Annotated in this window: 20 protein-coding genes; 5 read left to right on the forward strand and 15 right to left on the reverse strand. The window is 50.5% G+C overall.

Annotation, left to right across the window (positions count from 1 at the left end; all coding sequences use genetic code 11):
- The first annotated feature begins 186 nt into the window (after positions 1-186).
- A complete protein-coding gene (gene lysS / locus DCW36_RS20545; RefSeq protein WP_114781628.1) occupies positions 187-1,710 on the forward strand; it encodes a lysine--tRNA ligase in 1,524 nt (507 codons plus the stop codon).
- An 82-nt stretch (positions 1,711-1,792) separates the two neighbouring features.
- Here the strand turns inward: lysS and DCW36_RS20550 are convergent, their stop codons facing one another.
- The 3 genes from DCW36_RS20550 to DCW36_RS22995 form a co-directional block, all read right to left on the reverse strand.
- Positions 1,793-2,110: a YtxH domain-containing protein gene (locus tag DCW36_RS20550; RefSeq protein WP_164891204.1), complete on the reverse strand. Its 318-nt coding sequence runs from the start codon at positions 2,108-2,110 to the stop codon at positions 1,793-1,795.
- A gap of 299 nt (positions 2,111-2,409) precedes the next feature.
- Positions 2,410-2,784: a YtxH domain-containing protein gene (locus tag DCW36_RS20555; RefSeq protein ID WP_114781630.1), complete on the reverse strand. Its 375-nt coding sequence runs from the start codon at positions 2,782-2,784 to the stop codon at positions 2,410-2,412.
- A 183-nt stretch (positions 2,785-2,967) separates the two neighbouring features.
- The gene (locus DCW36_RS22995; RefSeq protein ID WP_114781631.1) at positions 2,968-3,357 is read right to left on the reverse strand and encodes a CsbD family protein; all 390 of its coding nucleotides are present in this window, start codon (positions 3,355-3,357) and stop codon (positions 2,968-2,970) included.
- A gap of 232 nt (positions 3,358-3,589) precedes the next feature.
- Here DCW36_RS22995 and DCW36_RS20565 point away from each other — a divergent pair, with 232 nt between their 5' ends.
- Positions 3,590-3,835, forward strand: coding sequence for a Kazal-type serine protease inhibitor family protein (locus DCW36_RS20565; protein ID WP_114781632.1), 246 nt, complete (start codon positions 3,590-3,592; stop codon positions 3,833-3,835).
- A gap of 19 nt (positions 3,836-3,854) precedes the next feature.
- On the forward strand, positions 3,855-4,229 hold the full coding sequence (locus tag DCW36_RS20570; protein ID WP_114781633.1) for a cupin domain-containing protein: 375 nt from the start codon (positions 3,855-3,857) through the stop codon (positions 4,227-4,229).
- Positions 4,230-4,479: 250 nt separating this feature from the next.
- Here DCW36_RS20570 and DCW36_RS20575 read toward each other — a convergent pair whose 3' ends face one another.
- The 9 genes from DCW36_RS20575 to DCW36_RS20610 form a co-directional block, all read right to left on the reverse strand.
- Complete coding sequence (locus DCW36_RS20575; protein WP_114781634.1) at positions 4,480-5,292, reverse strand: enoyl-ACP reductase FabI; 813 nt, start codon at positions 5,290-5,292, stop codon at positions 4,480-4,482.
- An 80-nt stretch (positions 5,293-5,372) separates the two neighbouring features.
- Positions 5,373-7,052 (reverse strand): DNA repair protein RecN, encoded by a 1,680-nt coding sequence (recN, locus tag DCW36_RS20580; RefSeq protein ID WP_114781635.1) that lies wholly within the window; start codon positions 7,050-7,052, stop codon positions 5,373-5,375.
- Positions 7,053-7,055: 3 nt separating this feature from the next.
- Positions 7,056-7,286 (reverse strand): hypothetical protein, encoded by a 231-nt coding sequence (locus DCW36_RS20585; protein ID WP_114781636.1) that lies wholly within the window; start codon positions 7,284-7,286, stop codon positions 7,056-7,058.
- A 72-nt stretch (positions 7,287-7,358) separates the two neighbouring features.
- A complete protein-coding gene (gene porD, locus DCW36_RS20590) occupies positions 7,359-8,264 on the reverse strand; it encodes a type IX secretion system protein PorD (protein ID WP_114781637.1) in 906 nt (301 codons plus the stop codon).
- Positions 8,257-8,916, reverse strand: coding sequence for a bifunctional phosphopantothenoylcysteine decarboxylase/phosphopantothenate--cysteine ligase CoaBC (gene coaBC, locus DCW36_RS23000; RefSeq protein WP_317127258.1), 660 nt, complete (start codon positions 8,914-8,916; stop codon positions 8,257-8,259). Before coaBC ends, porD begins: the two co-directional genes overlap by 8 nt.
- Positions 8,900-9,460, reverse strand: a complete 561-nt coding sequence (locus tag DCW36_RS23005; protein WP_317127259.1) for a flavoprotein — start codon at positions 9,458-9,460, stop codon at positions 8,900-8,902. Before DCW36_RS23005 ends, coaBC begins: the two co-directional genes overlap by 17 nt.
- Positions 9,461-9,466: 6 nt before the next feature.
- A complete protein-coding gene (locus tag DCW36_RS20600; RefSeq protein WP_114781638.1) occupies positions 9,467-9,793 on the reverse strand; it encodes a DNA-directed RNA polymerase subunit omega in 327 nt (108 codons plus the stop codon).
- A 10-nt stretch (positions 9,794-9,803) separates the two neighbouring features.
- Entirely contained in the window at positions 9,804-10,634 is an 831-nt protein-coding gene (locus tag DCW36_RS20605; RefSeq protein ID WP_114781639.1) for an outer membrane protein assembly factor BamD, read from the reverse strand.
- A gap of 50 nt (positions 10,635-10,684) precedes the next feature.
- On the reverse strand, positions 10,685-12,406 hold the full coding sequence (locus tag DCW36_RS20610) for an OstA-like protein (RefSeq protein WP_114781640.1): 1,722 nt from the start codon (positions 12,404-12,406) through the stop codon (positions 10,685-10,687).
- Positions 12,407-12,538: 132 nt separating this feature from the next.
- On the opposite strand from DCW36_RS20610, the gene tilS reads away from it, so the two are divergent.
- On the forward strand, positions 12,539-13,867 hold the full coding sequence (gene tilS / locus DCW36_RS20615; protein WP_114781641.1) for a tRNA lysidine(34) synthetase TilS: 1,329 nt from the start codon (positions 12,539-12,541) through the stop codon (positions 13,865-13,867).
- Between the two features lie 498 nt (positions 13,868-14,365).
- Entirely contained in the window at positions 14,366-15,304 is a 939-nt protein-coding gene (gene mdh, locus DCW36_RS20620; protein ID WP_114781642.1) for a malate dehydrogenase, read from the forward strand.
- 372 nt (positions 15,305-15,676) lie between these two features.
- Here mdh and DCW36_RS20625 read toward each other — a convergent pair whose 3' ends face one another.
- From DCW36_RS20625 to mutL, 3 genes are all read right to left on the reverse strand, one after another.
- Positions 15,677-16,579, reverse strand: coding sequence for a rhomboid family protein (locus tag DCW36_RS20625; RefSeq protein WP_114781643.1), 903 nt, complete (start codon positions 16,577-16,579; stop codon positions 15,677-15,679).
- A gap of 5 nt (positions 16,580-16,584) precedes the next feature.
- Positions 16,585-17,364: a rhomboid family intramembrane serine protease gene (locus DCW36_RS20630; RefSeq protein WP_114781644.1), complete on the reverse strand. Its 780-nt coding sequence runs from the start codon at positions 17,362-17,364 to the stop codon at positions 16,585-16,587.
- A gap of 94 nt (positions 17,365-17,458) precedes the next feature.
- Complete coding sequence (gene mutL / locus DCW36_RS20635; protein ID WP_114781645.1) at positions 17,459-19,306, reverse strand: DNA mismatch repair endonuclease MutL; 1,848 nt, start codon at positions 19,304-19,306, stop codon at positions 17,459-17,461.
- Positions 19,307-19,388 lie beyond the last annotated feature (82 nt).

A 19,388-nucleotide genomic window follows, 5' to 3' on the forward strand; every position in this document is an offset into this window, starting at 1 on the left:
ATCGCTTCTTAAAAGTTTGGTCGCTTCTAAGATACGCTACAACTCTACTTTTTAATCAAGCTATATCCCCTTCTTATATCCGTTGCAACAAAGTCACCAACAACTAATAACTAATAAACTTTAAAAGCTCCCGAATATTTATCAATTTTGCGGTTTATTTATCCATCCAACCTAGTAGACAACGCAATGCAACTGAGCGAACAGGAACTACGCAGACGCCACGAGCGCGAAGAGCTCGAAAAATTGGGGATCAACCCCTACCCTTCCGAGCTATTTGAAGTTACTGCCACTGCCAAAGAAATAAAGCAAAATTTCGATAAGGAACAGAACACCTACCAGGAAGTGAGCCTGGCAGGCCGCCTGATGAGCCGCCGCATCATGGGCAAAGCCTCTTTCGCCGAACTCATGGACAGCTCGGGCCGCATCCAGATTTATGTGTCGCGCGACGATATTGCACCCGGCGAAAATAAGGACCTGTACAATACCGTGTTCAAGAAAATGCTGGACATCGGTGACTTTATCGGCATAAAAGGATACGCGTTCGTAACACAGGTGGGCGAAACATCGGTGCATGTAACCGAATTGAAGCTGCTCACCAAGTCGCTGAAGCCACTGCCCATTGTAAAGCGTGAAATAGACGAAAACGGAAACGAAGTAGTACACGACGGTTTCACCGACCCGGAACTGCGTTACCGCCAGCGCTACGTAGACCTGATCGTAAACCCGCACGTGCGTGATACTTTTAAGAAACGTACCCAGTTGGTAAACACCATGCGCAGCTTCCTGAGCGACAAAGGCTACCTGGAAGTGGAAACACCTATCCTGCAGCCGCTGTACGGTGGCGCCGCTGCCCGTCCGTTTAAAACGCACCACAACACGCTGGACATGACGCTGTACCTGCGCATTGCCAATGAGCTGTACCTGAAGCGCCTGATTGTGGGTGGTTTTGATGGCGTGTTCGAGTTTGCCAAAGACTTCCGCAACGAAGGCATGAGCCGCTTCCATAACCCGGAGTTCACGCAGGTGGAACTGTATGTTGCCTACAAAGATTACAACTGGATGATGGATTTGGTGGAAGAGATGGTAGAGAAAGTAGCAATGGCGCTGCATGGCACCACCAAAGTGCAGGTAGGCGACAACGTGATCGACTTCCAGCGTCCCTGGAAACGCTTTACCATGTTCGAAGCCATCGAGCACTTCACCAAAATTGATATTTCTGAAATGGAAGAGCCGCAGCTCCGAGAAACGGCAGAGAAGCTGGGCATCCGCATCGATCCGAAACTGGGCAAAGGCAAAATAATAGACGAGATTTTTGGAGAGACTTGCGAGCCTTACCTTATCCAGCCAACTTTCATTACGGACTACCCGGTAGAGATGAGCCCGCTGGCCAAGAAACACCGCAGCAAGCCGGGTTTGGTTGAACGTTTCGAAGCTATCTGCAACGGCAAGGAAATCTGCAACGCCTTCTCCGAACTGAACGACCCGATCGATCAGCGCGCCCGCTTTGAAGAGCAGCTGGAGTTGGGCAAACGTGGCGACGTAGAAGCGATGGTGCTGGACGAAGACTTCCTGCGCGCCCTCGAGTACGGCATGCCGCCAACCGCAGGACTTGGCATTGGTATCGACCGCCTGGCCATGATCATGACCAACTCCTACTCTATCCAGGACGTGCTCTTCTTCCCGCAAATGAAACCGGAGAAAGCAGATTAACCTGTCAATTCCTGAAAATAAAAAAAGGAGAAAGCCTGCATGACCTGCAGCCTTTCTCCTTTTCTTTTTTCAGCCGTTCTGTTTACAGCACATGTTTGTCTACTGTACCCGATCCTGCAGTAGTGCTTCTGTTTGCAGGTCCGTTCAGTTCCTGGTTGGATGGTGGCGCCTCATGGGCTCGTCTCCCGGTCCAGGAATTCATTTTGTCTTTGTAGGTAGCCATGGCCTTATTCATCTGGTCGCCCACTTTAGCTGCGGAGTTTGCAATCTGCTTCCGCATTTCTCTACCTCTTTCCGGTGCCAGCAGCATGCCGGCGAGTATGCCAACACTGGCGCCAGCCAAAAGCCCGACTGCCAACTTACCACTTCCGCTGCTGCCTTCGCTGGCATCAGAATGCATATGAGTGTCTCTTTGTTTGAACTGGCGAACTGAGGAGTTTGTATAATTTCCTTTTGATTCCCCTAATGATCTTATTTCCATACGCGTTTGCTTTTATTATTTTCAGGTTTTGTTTTCATACTTCCGCCGCACCTGGGTACGGGGTTCTATATTAACGGGAGACAATGCCGAAAGTTGAACTTTCAGGCGACATTAAGTTACTAAAAAGTAAGAGTCTGCTCCTCCTGAAGCAGACTCTTACTTTTGGCTAAAAATATTTAAAGCCAGTAACGGATACAATAAATTGTCCCGATTAAAAATTATGCACCTGCACCAGTACGCGGACCAGCAGCAGTTCCACCGCCGCCTGTAGCGCCGGTAGATGTAGAAGCAGTGCCGGCACCTGTTGTGGTAGATGCTGTACCAGAAGTAGCTCCAGTAGAAGCACCACCATTACCTGTAACAGAAGCAGCTTTTTTGTTCAGGTTATCCATTACATCGCTGCTCATGTTTTTGATTTCATCCAGACCTGCCTGAAGGTTTTTCTCAAGATCTTTGCTAAGCTTGGAAGCCCACTTTTTCACACCGGTTCTGGTTGCTTCACCAGTATCCGGGGCCATCAGCAAACCTGCTATAACACCGGCACTGGCTCCTGCCAATAAAGCCAATATAATCTTTCCGCTATTGTCTCTCATAGTTTTGAAGTGATTAGAATTGATGATAAGTTATCTTTTAGTTCTTAGTTGATTATTATTTCGTATAACGTGGAAGCAATGTATTAAGTTATATCTATAAAACAGAATATTTTCATACACTTTTAAAAAATATAAAAAAGCCCAGCCTGTTAGCAGCTGAGCTCTTATGCTGTTGCCGGTATCTTATAAATCGGAAATAAGCTTTACTATTTCATTTTTGGTTTTTCCCAGCTTACGCTGCAAACGCCCGAACAACTCGTCTTCCTGACCTTCTTCGTACAGCAGGTCGTCTTCGGTAAGTTCACCGTAATTTTGTTTTAGCTGGCCTTTTACGTCGTCCCAGGAGCCGTGCATCACCAGGCTGCTGCCAGGCTCTGTCACTCTTCTTTTTTCGAGGCTGTCCATCCACTTTTTCATCGTCCGCTCCAGGTCTTTGCCTGCTTTTGTAAAGCTGCTCTTTAAGCTATCGCGGGTGAGGCGCCCGTTATCCGGTGCCAGCAATACGCCTGCTACAATGCCTGCGCCAATACCTGCCAGTGTTGCCAGCAGAATTTTTCCTTTGTCGTCGTTCATGATGTTATTTTTTGTTGTTTGATCCGGGTTGGCGATAGATAGACTTATACCCTACTGCCCCCGATTTGTTACGATTTTATGTCATCAGTTAACATACGGCAACAGCTTTACTTGGTTAAAAAATGCATGACCTGCCCTGCGAAGGAAACAGCAGCAAGCTTTTTCGTATTTTTTTGATGCATTAGAAACAACTTATCCGTATATAGCAAAACACTATACTTCTGAATGCACCATGAAAATTAACTTTATTCTGGCAGTCCTTTTTGTTGTCCTCGGCAGCACTTCCGGCTGCGACAACGCCGAAACAAACTGCATCGACGAAAGCAAAATAGATCCTGATAAAATCTGCACGGCAGAATACAAGCCGGTGTGCGGCTGCGACGGGAAAACCTACGGCAATGCCTGCGAAGCAGACCGGGCAGGGGTAACTTCCTACGAAGAAGGCGCCTGTGCCGAAACGAACCAAGAAACACCATAATACTGAAAACAAACATACCGTGACTGAAAAGAAGTACACCAAGCAAACCAAACCCTTTAAAGTGCCCACCACCGATGGGAAATTAATTGAAGAGCATTTTGGTTATGCCTCTACCCACACCCCCGGTTTTAGTGTGGCACACATGATAGCGCCGCCTCATTGGGGCGAGCCGCATCAGACACCCGAATTTGACGAAATATCCATCGTAATAAGAGGCAAACAATTAGTGGAGGTGGATGGCGAGGAAGTAGAGGTAAATGCCGGCGAAACCATACTGGTTAAAGCCGGTGCCCGCGTGCGCTATTCAAATCCTTTTGACGAAGAAACCGAATACTGGTCTGTCTGTATTCCTGCCTTTGATATTGCTACCACGCACCGGGAGGATGGCGAATGACAATGTGCTGATTTTTTAATGTGCTGATGTGCTAAACAGTGCAGGCTAAGCAGCAGCGGGTGTGGTGGCAGGCGCAGTAAATAAATTTGCACCACTGCAGCACAAAAAAACAGCATAGCACCTGCCACCACAGCCACAGCTGTTCCTCATTCCTTTGGCAAAAACAGAAGAGGCTGCCCCAAACCGGAGCAGCCTCTTCTGTTCTTGCTGCTGTTCAAATAGCACAGCAGCACATTAAAAAATCAGCACATTACTTGCTGATCATTTCCACGATGCCTTCTGAGATACCCATGCTCGAGAAGCCGCCATCGTGCATCAGGTTTTGCATGGTTACCATTTTGGTGAGGTCGGAGAAGAGCGTGATGCAGTAGTCGGCACACTCCTGGGCAGAAGCGTTGCCCAGCGGCGACATTTTATCGGCATATTCATAGAACGCATCGAAACCACCCACACCGGTACCGGCAGTCGTTTTGGTCGGTGACTGTGAAATGGTATTTACGCGCACTTTTTTCTGCATTCCTAAGCGGTAGCCATAGTTGCGGGCTATCGACTCCAGCACGGCTTTCGCCTGCGACATATCGGTGTAGTCAGGGAACACACGCTGGGCTGCGATATACGACAAGGCTACAATAGATCCCCACTCGTTCAGGGCATCCTGCTTCTCGGCCACGTGCATTACTTTGTGGAAAGAGAGGGCCGATATGTCCAGCGTTTTCAGGAACCACTCGTAATTCAGGTCGCCGTATGTTCTGCCTTTACGGATGTTGGGGCTCATGCCAATGGAGTGCAGCACGAAGTCAATTTTGCCACCCAGGATTTCCTGCGCTTTGGTGAACAGGTTTTCCAGGTCTTCTACTGAAGTTGCATCAGCAGGAATTACCTCTGCGTTGCATTGTTCTGCCAGCTTTTTAATCTCGCCCATGCGCATGGCCATTGGCGCGTTGGTGAGTACAAACTCAGCGCCTTCTTCCTTTGCACGAAGTGCTACTTTCCAGGCAATAGACTTTTCGTCCAGTGCGCCGAATATGATTCCTTTCTTTCCTTTAAGTAAATTATAGGACATATCTTTATGTATATTTTTTAGTTGCCTTTTTTGCGTTTGCTCCTGTTTTCAGAAACAGGACAGCAATATAGTAAAACTCTTTATAGCGAAAGCAATTCCTTTGCACTTTGATATGCATTTGCGCTCGGATTGGCACCGGCAATCATGTGGGCGATCTCATTTACACGTTCTTCGGCATCCAGTTTCCTAACACGGCTTACGGTGCGCTCTTCCAGGTCGTGCTTGTATACAAAGTAATGCGAGTTGCCCTGGGCTGCGATCTGTGGCAAGTGGGAAATGGCAATGATCTGGTGCTTCTGCGCCATCTGCTGCATCATACGGCCCACTTTTACGGCCACCTCCCCGGAAATACCCGTGTCTATTTCATCAAACACAATGGTAGGCAGGGCAGTTTTATCGGCCAGCATGTACTTCACGCTCAGCATCAGGCGCGAAAATTCACCGCCCGAGGCTGCTTTTACCAGGCTCTGTGGGGTTGCGCCTTTGTTGGCACTGAACAGGATGCTGATTTCATCGGTACCGGTAGCAGAAGGCGCTGTGGCAGTGTGCTGGATCACGATGCGGGCATTGGGCATGCCCAGCTCCGCCAGCAGGCTGTACAGTTCCTTCTCAAATTTACCGAACACCGACTTCCGCCGCTCCGATAACAGCTTTGCTTTCTCCAGCACGACCTGCTCGGCGGCTGCCATGGCTTTTTTGGTTTCGGCAATGCTGGCATCGATATTCAACACGCTGTTTACCTTCTGCTCCAGCTCTTCCTGGATAGCCAGGAGTTCGGCAACCGTTTTTACCTGGTGCTTGCGCTGCAGCGTGTAGAGCAGGTTGAGGCGTTCATGCACTTCTGCCGCGCGCGCAGGGTCTGCTTCTGTTTTTCGCTCGGCGTCTTCGAGTTCTCCGGCAATATCAACCAGCTCAATCATGCAGCTCTCGGTGCGACTGCGCAGTTCTTCGTATTTCGACGAGAACTGGGCCAGCTGCCCCACCAGGTAAGCCGTGTCTTTTAAAGCAGAAGTAATGTTAAACTCCGATTCGGTGAGGTACTGCACCGCCTGGGTCAGCTTTAGTTTGATATCTTCGGCATTTTCCAGCTCCTTCAGCTCTGCCTCCAGCGCGTCCTGTTCGTCTGCCTCCAGCTTTGCCTCGTCCAGTTCGTTGAGCAGGAACGAGTGGTAATCCAGCTCCTTCTGCGACTGCGCCAGCTGGTCCTGCAGCTTGCGGTAAGCCGATTCCAGTTTTTTGTAATGACGGTAAGCTTCGTTGTAATCTTTCAGGTAGGTGGTATTGCCTGCGTAAATATCCAGCGAGGTGTTGCCGGCATACACATCCAGGATGTTGAGCTGATAGCTGGTATCGCCGAGCTGCAGGGTATCGTGCTGCGAGTGGATGTCCATCAGGTTATCGCCGATGCTGCGCATCACGTCCAGCGTTACCGGCGTGTCGTTTACAAACGCGCGCGATTTGCCGCTGGGGCTGATTTCCCGCCGCAGGATACATTGGTTATCAAAGTCCAGGTCTTCGGCTGCAAAAACTTCCTGCAGGTTGTAAGAGGAAATATCGAACACCCCCTCTATCACGCACTTCTCCTGCTGGTTAAACAGCAGCTTGCTATCGGCACGGTTGCCCATCAGCAGCCCTATGGCGCCCAGCATAATGGATTTACCTGCTCCCGTTTCGCCGGTAATAATGTTGAGCAACGGCGAGGGGTGCATCTCCAGTTGCTCTATCAGGGCGTAATTTTTTATTTTGAGATCTACCAGCATAGGTTAAAATGCCGCTTCTTTATCGTAAATAATTTCATCAATTTGCTCCAGAGGCACCACATGCCGGATACTGCGCCTGTCCATCAGCTCCAGTTTATCCAGGTTAAATCTTCTGATCCTGCCCTGGTAAACAGCTTTGGAGCGCAATATTACCTGCACCAGCGGTTGTTGCTGCAGGTGAGGAAGCTGGTCTGGAACGTTTTTTCTTAGGACCCGGATCTGGCGTTTTCCCATGTTGTTTCTTATTCAGGGGCAGCAGCGGCTACCCCACGTGAAGATACGGGCTTTCCGCGAGATTCGGAAAGGTTAGCGCTTGAGCAGCACTTCGTACTTGGAGTTGTTGGTGGGGTCTACCTGCGAAAGAATGGCGTAGGCCGCCTGTTTATCGGCAGGGGCAGCCGTTTTGAACATGTTCACCAGCTCATCGGACTTGGCATCGAAGAACGACCGGATTACCGCCGCTCCCGGCTTTAACTGCGACAGCTTCTGGATCGCCTCCAACGTCCCCAACACCGACTTACGCGCTTTCTCCGGGCTTTCGATCATCAGGTCGAGGCCCTGGCGATGCATGTTATAGATACCTTCGCGGAACGGAACAAACTGCGGGTCCTGCAGGTTGTCGATCATCCAGTAGCGGTTGCGGTTCCCCTCGAAGGCTTTCCAGCCCGGGTAGTTGGCTCCCTGCGAGGCAGCTAAATTGAGAATGCTCCTGGCCCTGTCGTAAGCAGGCGCCCCTCCTAATCGGCTAAAGCTGTCGTTGTCCATCCCGATGATCATGTAGGCATAAAAGGCCAGCATCGACGACAGGTTGGAGGTGTAGCTGTTTTCGGCAAAGTCGAGGGGTTGCGCCGTGTTGAACTGGAACAGCCATTCTTTATCGATAAAAGAGAAGAGAGTGCTCTCGTAGCCGGTGCCATACGCCGGCCTTACCGACACCACCTGCACATTGGCCCTGAAAGTCCCGATTTCGGGCATCTCGGTCAGGTTGATTAGCAGGCGGCACTTGATGCGTTCTTCGGTGCTGTAGGTCTGGTCGGTCCAGCGGCGGTTGTTCATGAACTCGAAAATGCGGTTCTGCATATCGGCAAACAACGTCCGGTCGGTATACTGCACCTGCTCGCTGTTCACCACCACATCACACTGCAGCTCCTGTGCATGTACACGCACAGCTGCTACCAACACCAACAGTAAAACAAGTACTTTCTTAAGCATGTAAGCGCTCCCAAATAAGGTTTACAATATCCTGTGCCACCTCGCTTTTCTGCTTCAGCTCAAAAGCAGTGGTGGCATCCCGTTCAATTATGGTTATTTTGTTTGTGTCGTGCCTGAAACCGGCCCCCGGATCGTTGAGGGAGTTCAGCACGATCATGTCTAAATTTTTCTTTTCCAGTTTCTGACGGGCATTCCGGCTTTCGTTGTCTGTTTCCAGGGCAAAGCCAACCGAAAACTGCCCTTCCTTCTTCGTTTTACCAAGGGCCGCTGCTATATCAACGTTCCGGACAAGCTCTATTGTCATGTCGTCGCCCTCTTTTTTTATTTTTTTGTCCGCTACTACTTTCGGCTTGTAATCGGCTACGGCAGCAGCAAACACTAACACAGCAGCATCGGGTGCCAAGGCTTGCACGGCCTGGTACATTTCGTCGGCAGTGGTAACGGGTGTAACCGTAATGGCAGGATGCTGCGCTTTCAGGTTTGTTGGTCCGGAAACAAGTTGCACCTTCGCCCCGTGGCTGGCAAAGCATTCTGCTAAAGCATAACCCATTTTACCGGTAGAGTGGTTCCCGATAAACCGCACCGGATCGATTGGCTCGTAGGTAGGGCCTGCGGTTAGCAATACGTTCAGGCCGTTAAACGATTTTTCCACTGTCTGTAAAAAAGTTCTGAAGCACCTGCACAATCTCTTCCGGCTCCGCCATGCGCCCCTGCCCCACCAGGCCGCTGGCCAGTTCGCCGTGCGTGGCTTCTATAATATGATTACCGTACCCCCGCAGCTTTGTAAAATTGGCCTGCACGGCCGGGTGCCGGTACATATCCAGGTCCATGGCGGGCGCCAGAAAAACAGGGCAGCGGGCCGAGAGGTAGACGGCACTAAGCAGGTTATCGCAAAAGCCGCCAGCAAATTTAGCTACCGTGTTGGCGCTGGCAGGCGCTATCACCAGCGCATCGGCCCAGAGGCCAAGCTCTACGTGGTTGCTCCAGACGCCCCGCTCATCCTGCACAAAGTTGCTCAGCACCGGGCGTTTAGACAAAGTAGCCAGTGTAAGGGGCGTTATAAAAGCAGAAGCAGAAGTGGTCAGGATTACCTGTACTTCTGCTTCTGCTTTTATAAGTTCGCGTACCAGTACGGCTGCTTTATACGCAGCTATACTACCGCAAACACCAACAATAATTTTTTTATCCCGGAGCATCCGGTACTAGAATGATTTTTCCTCGGTTTCTGAATCAGGCGTACGCACATATACTTTGTGCTCCAGGAACTCCTCTACCGCCAGGTTGGTAGGCTTGGGAAGGCGCTCGTAGTATTTGGATATTTCGATCTGCTCCCGGTTCTCGAAAACTTCTTCCAGGTTATCTACCGTAGTGGCGAACTCAGCCAGTTTAGAGCTTAGCTCTTCTTTCAGCTTCACAGAAATCTGGTTTGCTCTTTTGGAGATAACAGCTACTGATTTATAGACATTGCCTGTTTGCTTTGCAAAATCGGCCATGTTTCGGGTAACGATGGATGATGGAACTGCTGCCATATATGTAATTTTATAAATTGCTTTTTGTTGCTGTGGTTTGTTTTAACTTATCCAGTTCGGATAGGGCGTTGCTATACACCTGTTCGGCATCGCGCAGGTATTTGCTGTTCGGATACTGGTCGATAAAACTCTGGTAGAAATCGACTGCCTCCATAAAGCGCTCCTGCTGCTTACTTAGTACGCTTTCCTGTGCATAACGATACTGGGCATCTAATCTTAAAAAAGCGGCTTCCTCGCCGTAAGGAGACGCAGGGTGTTCGTTCAGAAAGTTTGTCAGGGCTACCACTGCCGAGTTGTAATAACGCAACTGGTAATATAAGCGGGCACTGTTAAATGCTTTCCGGTCCAGCCTAACGTTCAGGTCCTCCAGCATGGCATTTGCCTCTTCCATTAATCCGGACTCCGGGTAGCGGGTCATAAATTCCTGGATGGCTTCTATCGCTGTTAGGGTCGGCGTCTGGTCCTGCTCGAAATCCGGCGCATTCATGTATTCCGACTTGGCATGCAGAAACATAGCCTCTTCGGCATACTGGCTCCGGGGGTATGTTTCATAAAATTGCCTGAACTGGTAGGCACTGAGCAGGTATTCGCGCTGCTTATAATGCGTGTTGGCATAAATATAGCGGGCATACTCTCCTTCCGGAAGACCACCCATGAGCGGCAGAATCTGCTCGAGCAACTGGTTAGCCCGGTAATAGTCCTCTTTTTCGTAGTATTTCAGCGCTGCCTGATATCTGTCTTCTACACTAGTGCTTTTTAAAAGCTTCTGATAGTTGCTGCAGCCAGCGGCCAGCAGCAACAAGCATACTAGTACAAGGGTATGGAAAATGCCTTTATTCATGAACGGGCAAAATTATAGAATATATGTTTGATTTACAACAATGAACGACATTACCTGTCCGGCGCTTTTTTGAAGCCGCTTCCGGGTGCAGTGGGTTTGGTGGGTGCTGCAGCAGGTTTTTTAAGCGTTGCAGTAGCTGGCTTTGCTGCTGGCTTGGCAGCTGCCGCCGTTTTTTTGGATGTTGCAGCCGGCTTTTTCGGTTTTGTGGCGGGCCTGGCAGCCGGTTTAGTTTGTTTTTTAGGCTTGGCGGCCGGTACACGTTTGGCAAAAATATCTTTCCGCTGTGGCCGCAGCTCTCCCATCCAGTTAAAACCTTCCAGCGTTTTTTCTTCTTCTTTCAGCTCATGCGGCGGAATCAGGCTGGCATCGGGGTTCACGAGAAATGAAATGGATTTAAGTTCTTTTTCAGCGAATTTGAGCACCATATCGCTGCAGATTGCTTTGTTCATGCCTGTCACAGCGGTATCTCCCTCCAGCACAAAATACAGGCTTTCCCCGTTCCCGTTTACATTCACCCGTCTTATATTCCCTTCCTGGAAATAAGCAACCATGTCGCGCCCTTTTACCTGGTTGTAGTTCTTTAACGAATCTTCCGAAGCTATAAAGGCATTGCTGTACATGTACATCCTATCGATGGTCTTGTTGCGCAGCTGGATATGGATGGTATCGGAAACCAGCTGGCTGGCATCGCTCCACAGGATGGGCTTGCGGTTCATGTGCATAATGGAGTCGGTGCGGTTATAGCTGAGCGAGTCGCAGGCCCCCTGCAGGTCTTTCTTAAATATTTTGACATTCGGAAACGCAAACAGCATACTGGGCATCTCCGGCACCTGCGACTCCCGCGAAATTAACGTATCGGCTGCCAGGTAAAGTGTGTCGCCGTCCAGGATTGTTTCCATCACCGGGCTGCCATAGACTTTTGCAAGCCCCCTGCCGCGCCAGTAGCGCCCTGTCTGGCCATGAATGGTTACGTCGTCTTTGAGCGAGCGCAGCGTTACATTTCGTTGGGCAAAACCATAGCCCCTGTTCTGGTCGTAGTACAGCTGGTCGCCGCCCAGCCGGTACTCCGGGGTAAGAATGTAAGCGTTGCGACCGAAGCGCGAAATCTTCTTGATCGTATCGTAGGTACCCTCCTCTGCATACAAATCGCCCTGCTGTCCTTTGATAAAGGTTGGCCCCGCAAAATAAACGATCTTGGATTCGGTGTTGTAGCGCATGTTCTGCGCCGTGATGGTATAGTCCGCCGTCGTTACTTTTACGTTTTGCCGGAACGTAAAAATCTTGGTATTGGTATCGTAGGCTCCCCACTGGCTTTGCAGCTGGTTTTCGGGGTCAACAATGGTTCCGCCTTCGGTGTAGGTGGCTACTTTTGTATCCAGGTTATAATCGAGCGTGGGGGTGGTGAGGGTCATTTTCGGGTCCTGCATCACCACACCGCCGCTTATGTTGGCCTGACGCTTGTCGCTGTCGTAGGTGGCGCGGCTGCCGGTAATGGTTACAGTATCGGCCTGGTTCATCCGCACCTGCCCGAAAGCCTCCAGCACCTGCCTGTCTACGTAGCGGTACACCGAATCGGCAAAGAGCGTCATGTCCTGCTGTTTGAACTTTACATTGCCCAGCAGCTTGGTTATTTTTTCGCCGTTGTACGTAACGCCTCCTACCAGACTATCGGCCCCCTGCAGCTCCACCCTGCTTTTTTGCGTCTGCTGCCCTAAAACAGCAAACGATATAAACGTAAAGACAACAGAAAAAAGTAGCTTTGTAATCTTCATTTGTGACTGACAAAAGGTAAAAGACTATTTCATAAAGCAAAACAAGGTGTTACCGTTCCCGGGGCTTTTAGCAAACCGTCCTTTACAGGAAATAACTTTCAAAATTATAAAAAATTCACCACGCCCTCTCCTATGCTCCAGAAAGTTTTAGGTTTTATACAAACGCACCACCTCTGCCTCCCCGAAAGCAAAATGCTGGCTGCCGTAAGTGGCGGCATCGACTCGGTGGTGCTGTGCGAAGTGCTGCACCAGCTGAAGTACAGCTTCGCCATTGCCCACTGCAACTTCGGGCTGCGTTCCGAGGAGTCGGAAGCCGACCAGGTATTTGTCAAAAAGCTGGCCAAAAAGTACGGCGTTCCTTTCTTTACGGAAAACTTCAGCACCAGTGCATTTGCGACCCGGGAAAAGCTCTCAATACAAATGGCAGCACGTGCGCTGCGCTACCACTGGTTTGAGCAGGTACGCCAGCAGGAAGGGTACGATTTTGTTGCCACAGCGCACCATAGCAACGATGTAGCCGAAACCATATTGCTCAACATTACCAAAGGCACCGGCATAGCCGGTTTGCATGGCATACAACCCCGAAACGGCAACATCATCCGGCCCCTGCTGCCCCTCACCAAAGACGATATCTACGATTTTGTAACGGAGCAGCAGCTCATCTGGCGCGAAGACAGCTCCAATCTGAGCACCAAGTACCAGCGCAACAAAATCAGGCACGAGGTAATACCGGCCCTAAAGGAAATAAACCCGAACCTGGAGGAGACCCTGCAGCAGACCGCCGAGCGCGTAAGCCAGGCCGAAGCCATCGTAGCCAGGTACATTGATGAACTGGGGCAACGAGCAATGCGCCAGGAAGCAGAAGCGGTGTACATTTCGCTGGAGCCGCTGCAGGGGGCAACCGGCCTGCCGGTCGTGCTGCACGAGCTGCTGAAGCCATACAATTTCAGCTACCCGGTTGTGCTGGAGCTCCTGGAGGCGCTGGAGAGCATCTCGGGCAAGCAGTTCGACTCGCCCACCCATACGCTGGTGAAGGACCGGGCGCAGCTGGTGATCACACCAAAAAACCTGAGTGCCTTCGGAAGTGTAGCCATAGCAGAGGGGCAGACAGAAGTAAACGAAGCGCATGTACACCTGCAGCTACGGTATGTAGATGCGGCACAGTACAAGCTAAACACCAAACCGCACGTAGCAGCCCTGGACGCCGACCTGCTGAAATTCCCGCTCAAGCTCCGCCCCTGGCAGGAAGGCGACTGGTTTGTACCGCTGGGCATGAACGGCAAGAAAAAAATCAGCGATTTCCTGATAGACCGCAAAGTACCCGCCAACCTGAAGCCAAACGTGCTGGTACTCACCTCCGAGCAATCCATCGTGTGGGTAGTAGGGCAGCGGCTCGATAACCGGTTTAAAGTAACAGATAAAACCGAACGGGTGTTGGAAGTTAGAAAGTTGGGGAGTTAGAGAGTTTGGGAGTTTGGGAGTTTAGGAGGTAGAGAGGTAGAGAGGTAGAGAGGTAGAGATTTTGTAGGGGTTGAACATTTTCAACCCTTTAACAGCAGCGCAGAAAATTAGAGCGTTGGGCATTATGATCTGTAGAGACGCGGTGCCCGCGTCTCCTGTACGAACCAGAGACAAATCCAATCCTGTTATTCCTTAAATCATTTAATCTTGTTCAGACAAATAATCACAAAAATCAATTTAATCACACGAATCAGCGGTTCAGACAACTATAAAAATCATTTAATCACTACCATCAGCGGTCGCAGCGGCTGTGGTGGCAGGAGCAGCTAACCTGACAGGGCATCGGGTACGGCTGTACTTGCTTTTGGCGTGACTTTCTGGGGCTTGCATTCACAAAAAGATAAAGATTAAATACCTTCTCCCCTTGTTTAATAGCATATTTTTCTAATATTTACAGGAGTTAACCAATTTTACGAACCCTTAACTGAATATCCGAAAATGAAAGTAACCGTAGTTGGAGCAGGCAATGTAGGAGCAACATGCGCCGATGTGCTGGCTTACCGCGAGATCGCGAACGAAGTAGTATTAGTGGATATTAAAGAGGGCTTTGCAGAAGGCAAGGCGCTTGATATCTGGCAAAAGTCGCCTATTAACCTGTATGATACCCGCACTGTTGGCGTAACAAACGACTATTCACGCACAGCAGGTTCTGATGTAGTAGTTATTACCTCCGGCCTTCCCCGCAAACCAGGCATGACGCGTGACGACCTTATCTCGACAAATGCCGGTATCGTGCAGTCGGTAACTGAGAATGTGATCAAGCACTCTCCCGACGCCATCATCATTGTAGTTTCCAACCCGCTGGATGTTATGACCTATGCGGCCCACATCACTTCTAAGCTGCCACGGACGAAGGTGATGGGTATGGCCGGTATCCTGGACACGGCACGTTACAGAGCCTTCCTGGCCGAAGCACTGAACGTTTCTCCGAAAGATATCCAGGCGGTGCTGATGGGCGGCCACGGCGACACCATGGTTCCGCTTCCGCGCTACACCACCGTTGGCGGTATTCCGGTAACGGAGCTGATCGGCGAGCAGGAACTGAACGCCATTGTGGACCGCACCAAAAATGGCGGTGGCGAACTGGTAAAACTGATGGGTACTTCGGCCTGGTATGCACCGGGTTCTGCTGCTGCCCAGATGGTAGAGGCTATCGTACGCGACCAGCGCCGCGTGTTCCCGGTTTGTGTGAAACTGGAAGGCGAATACGGCATTGATGGGGTGTACCTGGGCGTGCCGGTTGTTCTTGGCAAGAACGGTATCGAAAAAATCATCGAACTGCAACTGAACGACGAAGAGAAGCAACTCCTGGAAACATCCCGCGGACACGTAAAAGAAGTGATGGATGCCCTGGACAAAATGACTGCCAAAGCGTAAGCTGAAGCTCTATCAAATAAAACAGCAGAGGCGCTGCCAGTTTGGGGAGCGCCTCTGCTGTTTTTAGGTATTTTTATTCTGCTGCACCAGCCACCACAGCCTCTGCTGCTTGTCTGAACCTTTGATTAACGGTGATTTAATTGATTTTTGTGATTCTTTTTGTCTGAACACGATTAAATGATTTAAGGAATAACAGGATTGGGTTTGTCTGTGGTTCGTGCAGGAGACCCGGGCACTGCGTCTCTACAGCCGTACCCCCAACCTCTCTGCCTTTCTGTTACAGGGTTGAAGATGTTCAACCCCTACCAATTCTACCTTTCTACCCCTACCTTTCTACCTCTCTAACTCCCAAACTCTCTAACTCCCAAACTCCTAATCTTTCTGGCTTGCCTGGAACAGCCGTTGCTTTTCTTCTTTGGAGAGGCTTTCGTAGCCAGAGCTGGAGATTTTGTCCAGGATGCGGTCGATTTCGCTCTGGCTGGGCTTGCCGGAGACGCTGCCATTCATCCTGCTGGCAGCGGTGGCGCCACTGCCCTGGCGGTGTGTTACCTTGAGGGTTGGCCTGCGCTTGAATAAGTTTGAGATAAAGTCGAAGGTGGCGTGCATCGGCCGCCCCAGGTCGTTGCCGCGCTGGAGCTGTTTTACAAACACCCACCCCAAAATAGCGCCACCAAGGTGCGCAATGTTACCACCTGCGTTATCGCCCACAGCTCCCGAGATAGATAGAATTACCAGGAAAAGCGCTATATACTTAATCCGGACAGGCCCGATCAGGATCAGGTTGAATGTATAGTTGGGCAACAGGGTTGCCGCTCCCACCACAATAGCCAGTACGCTGGCAGAAGCCCCGATCATGGGCAGCCCCAGGAACCGCTGCGACAGGAAAGGCACCAGGTTAAAGAACAGCACAAATAAAATACCGCCCACCAGTCCGCCTAACACATACAGGCTCAGCAACTTCTTGTCGCCCAGGTACTCCCGCACCAGCTGCCCGAACCAATACAGGTTAAGCAGGTTGAAAATTATATGCAGAAAGCCTTCGTGCGTAAAAAAGTAGGTAACTAAGGTCCAGGGTTTAAATAAAAGTGCTTCCGGAAGAGACGGCAAGGCAATAAAGCTCACCACAAGGTTGTATGCATGCGGTCCAACCGTAAATGTCAGCAACAGCCGCAACACCAGCAGCACCACAAAAACAATAACATTAATAAGAATAAGCTGTTTCAGGGTGTTGTTAGGCTGGCGGAAAGCGTGCTTTATATCTTCAATAATATTCATGTGCTTTAGTAGTTGTCCTGATAATTGTTCCTATGCCACATTTTAATCAGTATATACGCAAATAACATTCCGCCCAGATGGGCAAAATGTGCCACATTATCGCCCGGCACCCGGTTAAAACCTGCATACAATTCGTACGCCCCGTACAGCAGCACAAAATATTTTGCCTTGATCGGGATAGGTAAAAACAGCAGCATAAGCTCCAGGTTCGGGAACAGCATCCCAAATGCCATCAGGATGCCAAAAACGGCACCCGACGCACCCAGCATGGGGCTGTTAAACACACGCCTGAAAATATTTATAACCAGTTCTTTACTCTCTTCGACATACACCGGATTATCCGCATCACGATGAAAAGCCACCACCGTTTCCCGGCCAAAACCTTCTCCAATGTGTTCCTCCAGGTAATTGTTCAAGGCCACGGGCGATGGATTCTCCACATACTGCTCCGTGTCTACTTTTAGTTGGTGCAGTTCGTACGCCCGTACACCCGAATACAGCATACTGGCCCCCAGACCGGTAATAAGGTAGAAAGCCAGGAATCTTTCAGAGCCCCAGAACCGCTCCAGCAGCGGCCCAAAGATGAAAAGGCTGAACATATTACTAAACAAATGGCCAATGTTCGCATGCAGGAACATGTGCGTGAACAGCTGTATGGGCTGAAAGTTCTGAGATCCGAAATGATAAAGGGCAAACTGTCCGGTAGCGAACAGCCTGTCCTGCAGAAAATACGCAACCACATTGATGATCAGGAGGTTCCTGACCATTGGGGTGATATTGAACATGTTATCTTTTTTAAAGCGATTACCACAACTGCTTTTGGGGCAAAGGATATCCCATCACCAGCCGGCGTAATCCGCTATTCGTACATAAATAAAATCAGCCTTTCAGGAACAGCTCGTGCAGCTGGCCAAGCTCCATAATCACGAGCGTTTTTTGTCCGCCGGGCGTGTAGTTGGGCACCTGGCAGGCAAACAGCCTGTCTACGAGCGAATTCATTTCAAGGTCCGACATTCGTGCCTGCAATTTTGAAGCCAGCCGTTTGGCCATGGCCCGCGCCAGGTTCTCGCGCCTGTCCAGCTTCAGGGTAGCCGCATTGTTTTTATACTGCTCTATCAGCTCTTCCAGCAGCTCTTTTTCATTAGCAGCCTGTACATCGGCTGGTAAGCCGTTCAGAATAATAGTGTTGCCGCCGAAATCCTCGAACTGGAAGCCCATATCCTTAAACTCTCCCGCCAGCTCCTTCAGCAGCACCGCATCGGCCGGCGACAAATCAACCGTCTGCGGGAACAGCAGGGCCTGCGACATGCCGGTTTTCTTTTGCAGCGAGCTGATGTACTTCTCGTACAAAATCCGCTCCTGTGCCGCCTGCTGGTCGATGATCATCACCCCCGACTTTACCTGCACCAGCAGGTATTTCTGGTGTATCTGCAGGGCTTTGTTCGTAGCAGCGGGCGTTTCAGCAAACGCATCGTCGAGCAGGTTCATACCCGACGACGAGGTAATTTTACTTTCCTGCGGTGCAGGCTGGTTACGCGTCACGTCATACAGTTGCTCCCAGCCCTCCGACTTCAGCCGCTTCGGCGAGGCCGGCGGATTAAAGCCCGGGAAATTCGCACTGCTGCTGCCACCATTGCCTCTGCTCTCCTGCTCAAACTCGTTCTGGCCACCCTGCACCCGTATCGGCTGCAGCGGCGCAAAATTCACATCGCCCTCAAAATCAAGCGAAGGCGCAATGTTATGCAGCCCCAGCGACTTCTTTACAGCCGCATGCACAATGGCATACACCGTTTTCTCGTCCTCGAACTTTATCTCCGTCTTGGTCGGGTGTACGTTTATGTCGATTTTTTCAGGCTCGATATCAAGAAAGAGCACGTAAAATGGGTGGCTGTCCTTGGGCAGCAGCCCTTCAAACGCAGTCATGACGGCATGGTTCAGGTAGCCGCTCTTAATAAAGCGGTTATTTACAAAGAAAAACTGTTCGCCCCGTGTTTTTCGCGCAAACTCCGGCTTCCCGATGTAGCCCCGCACGTTCAGGAAAGAAGTTTCTTCCTCGCAATAGGCCATCTGCTCCTTATAGTTGTTGCCAAACAGCCCGATGATGCGCTGGCTCAGTTTGGCAGCAGGCAGGTTAAACACCTCCACCTCGTTGTGGTACAATGACATGGCCACCTCCGGGTAGGCCAGCGCCACCCGCTGAAACTCATCCAGGATATGGCGCATCTCCACGGCATTCGTTTTCAGAAAATTACGGCGGGCCGGCACGTTGTAAAACAGGTTTTTAACGGCAATAGAGGTTCCTTCAGGCGTTACCACAGGCTCCTGCGTTACCAGCGCAGAGCCTTCTACGAGCAAGCGTGTACCTGCCTCGGCCCCATGCGGTTTTGTTTTCAGTTCTACCTGCGCCACAGCCGCTATCGAGGCCATCGCCTCTCCCCGGAACCCCATCGTCCGGATGCGGAACAGGTCTTCGGTAGAACTGATTTTAGAGGTAGCATGACGCTCCAGGCACATGCGGGCATCTGTTTCCGACATGCCTGTACCGTTATCCACCACCTGTACCAACTGTTTTCCTGCCTCCTTCACGATCAGCTGAATGCTTGTTGCCTTTGCATCGATGGCATTTTCCAGCAACTCCTTCACAACCGAGGCAGGGCGCTGCACCACTTCTCCGGCTGCTATCTGGTTAGCAAGGTAATCAGGAAGTAAATGTATTATGTCGGGCATCCGATTATCAGCTTCTAAATAATATTTCCAGCTCTAAAACCAGCAAAAAACCATTTTCGGCCGGGTTTTTGAGCATTATTAA

Origin of the sequence: Botryobacter ruber (assembly GCF_003347595.2) — a bacterium.
GTDB lineage: Bacteria > Bacteroidota > Bacteroidia > Cytophagales > Hymenobacteraceae > Pontibacter > Pontibacter ruber_A.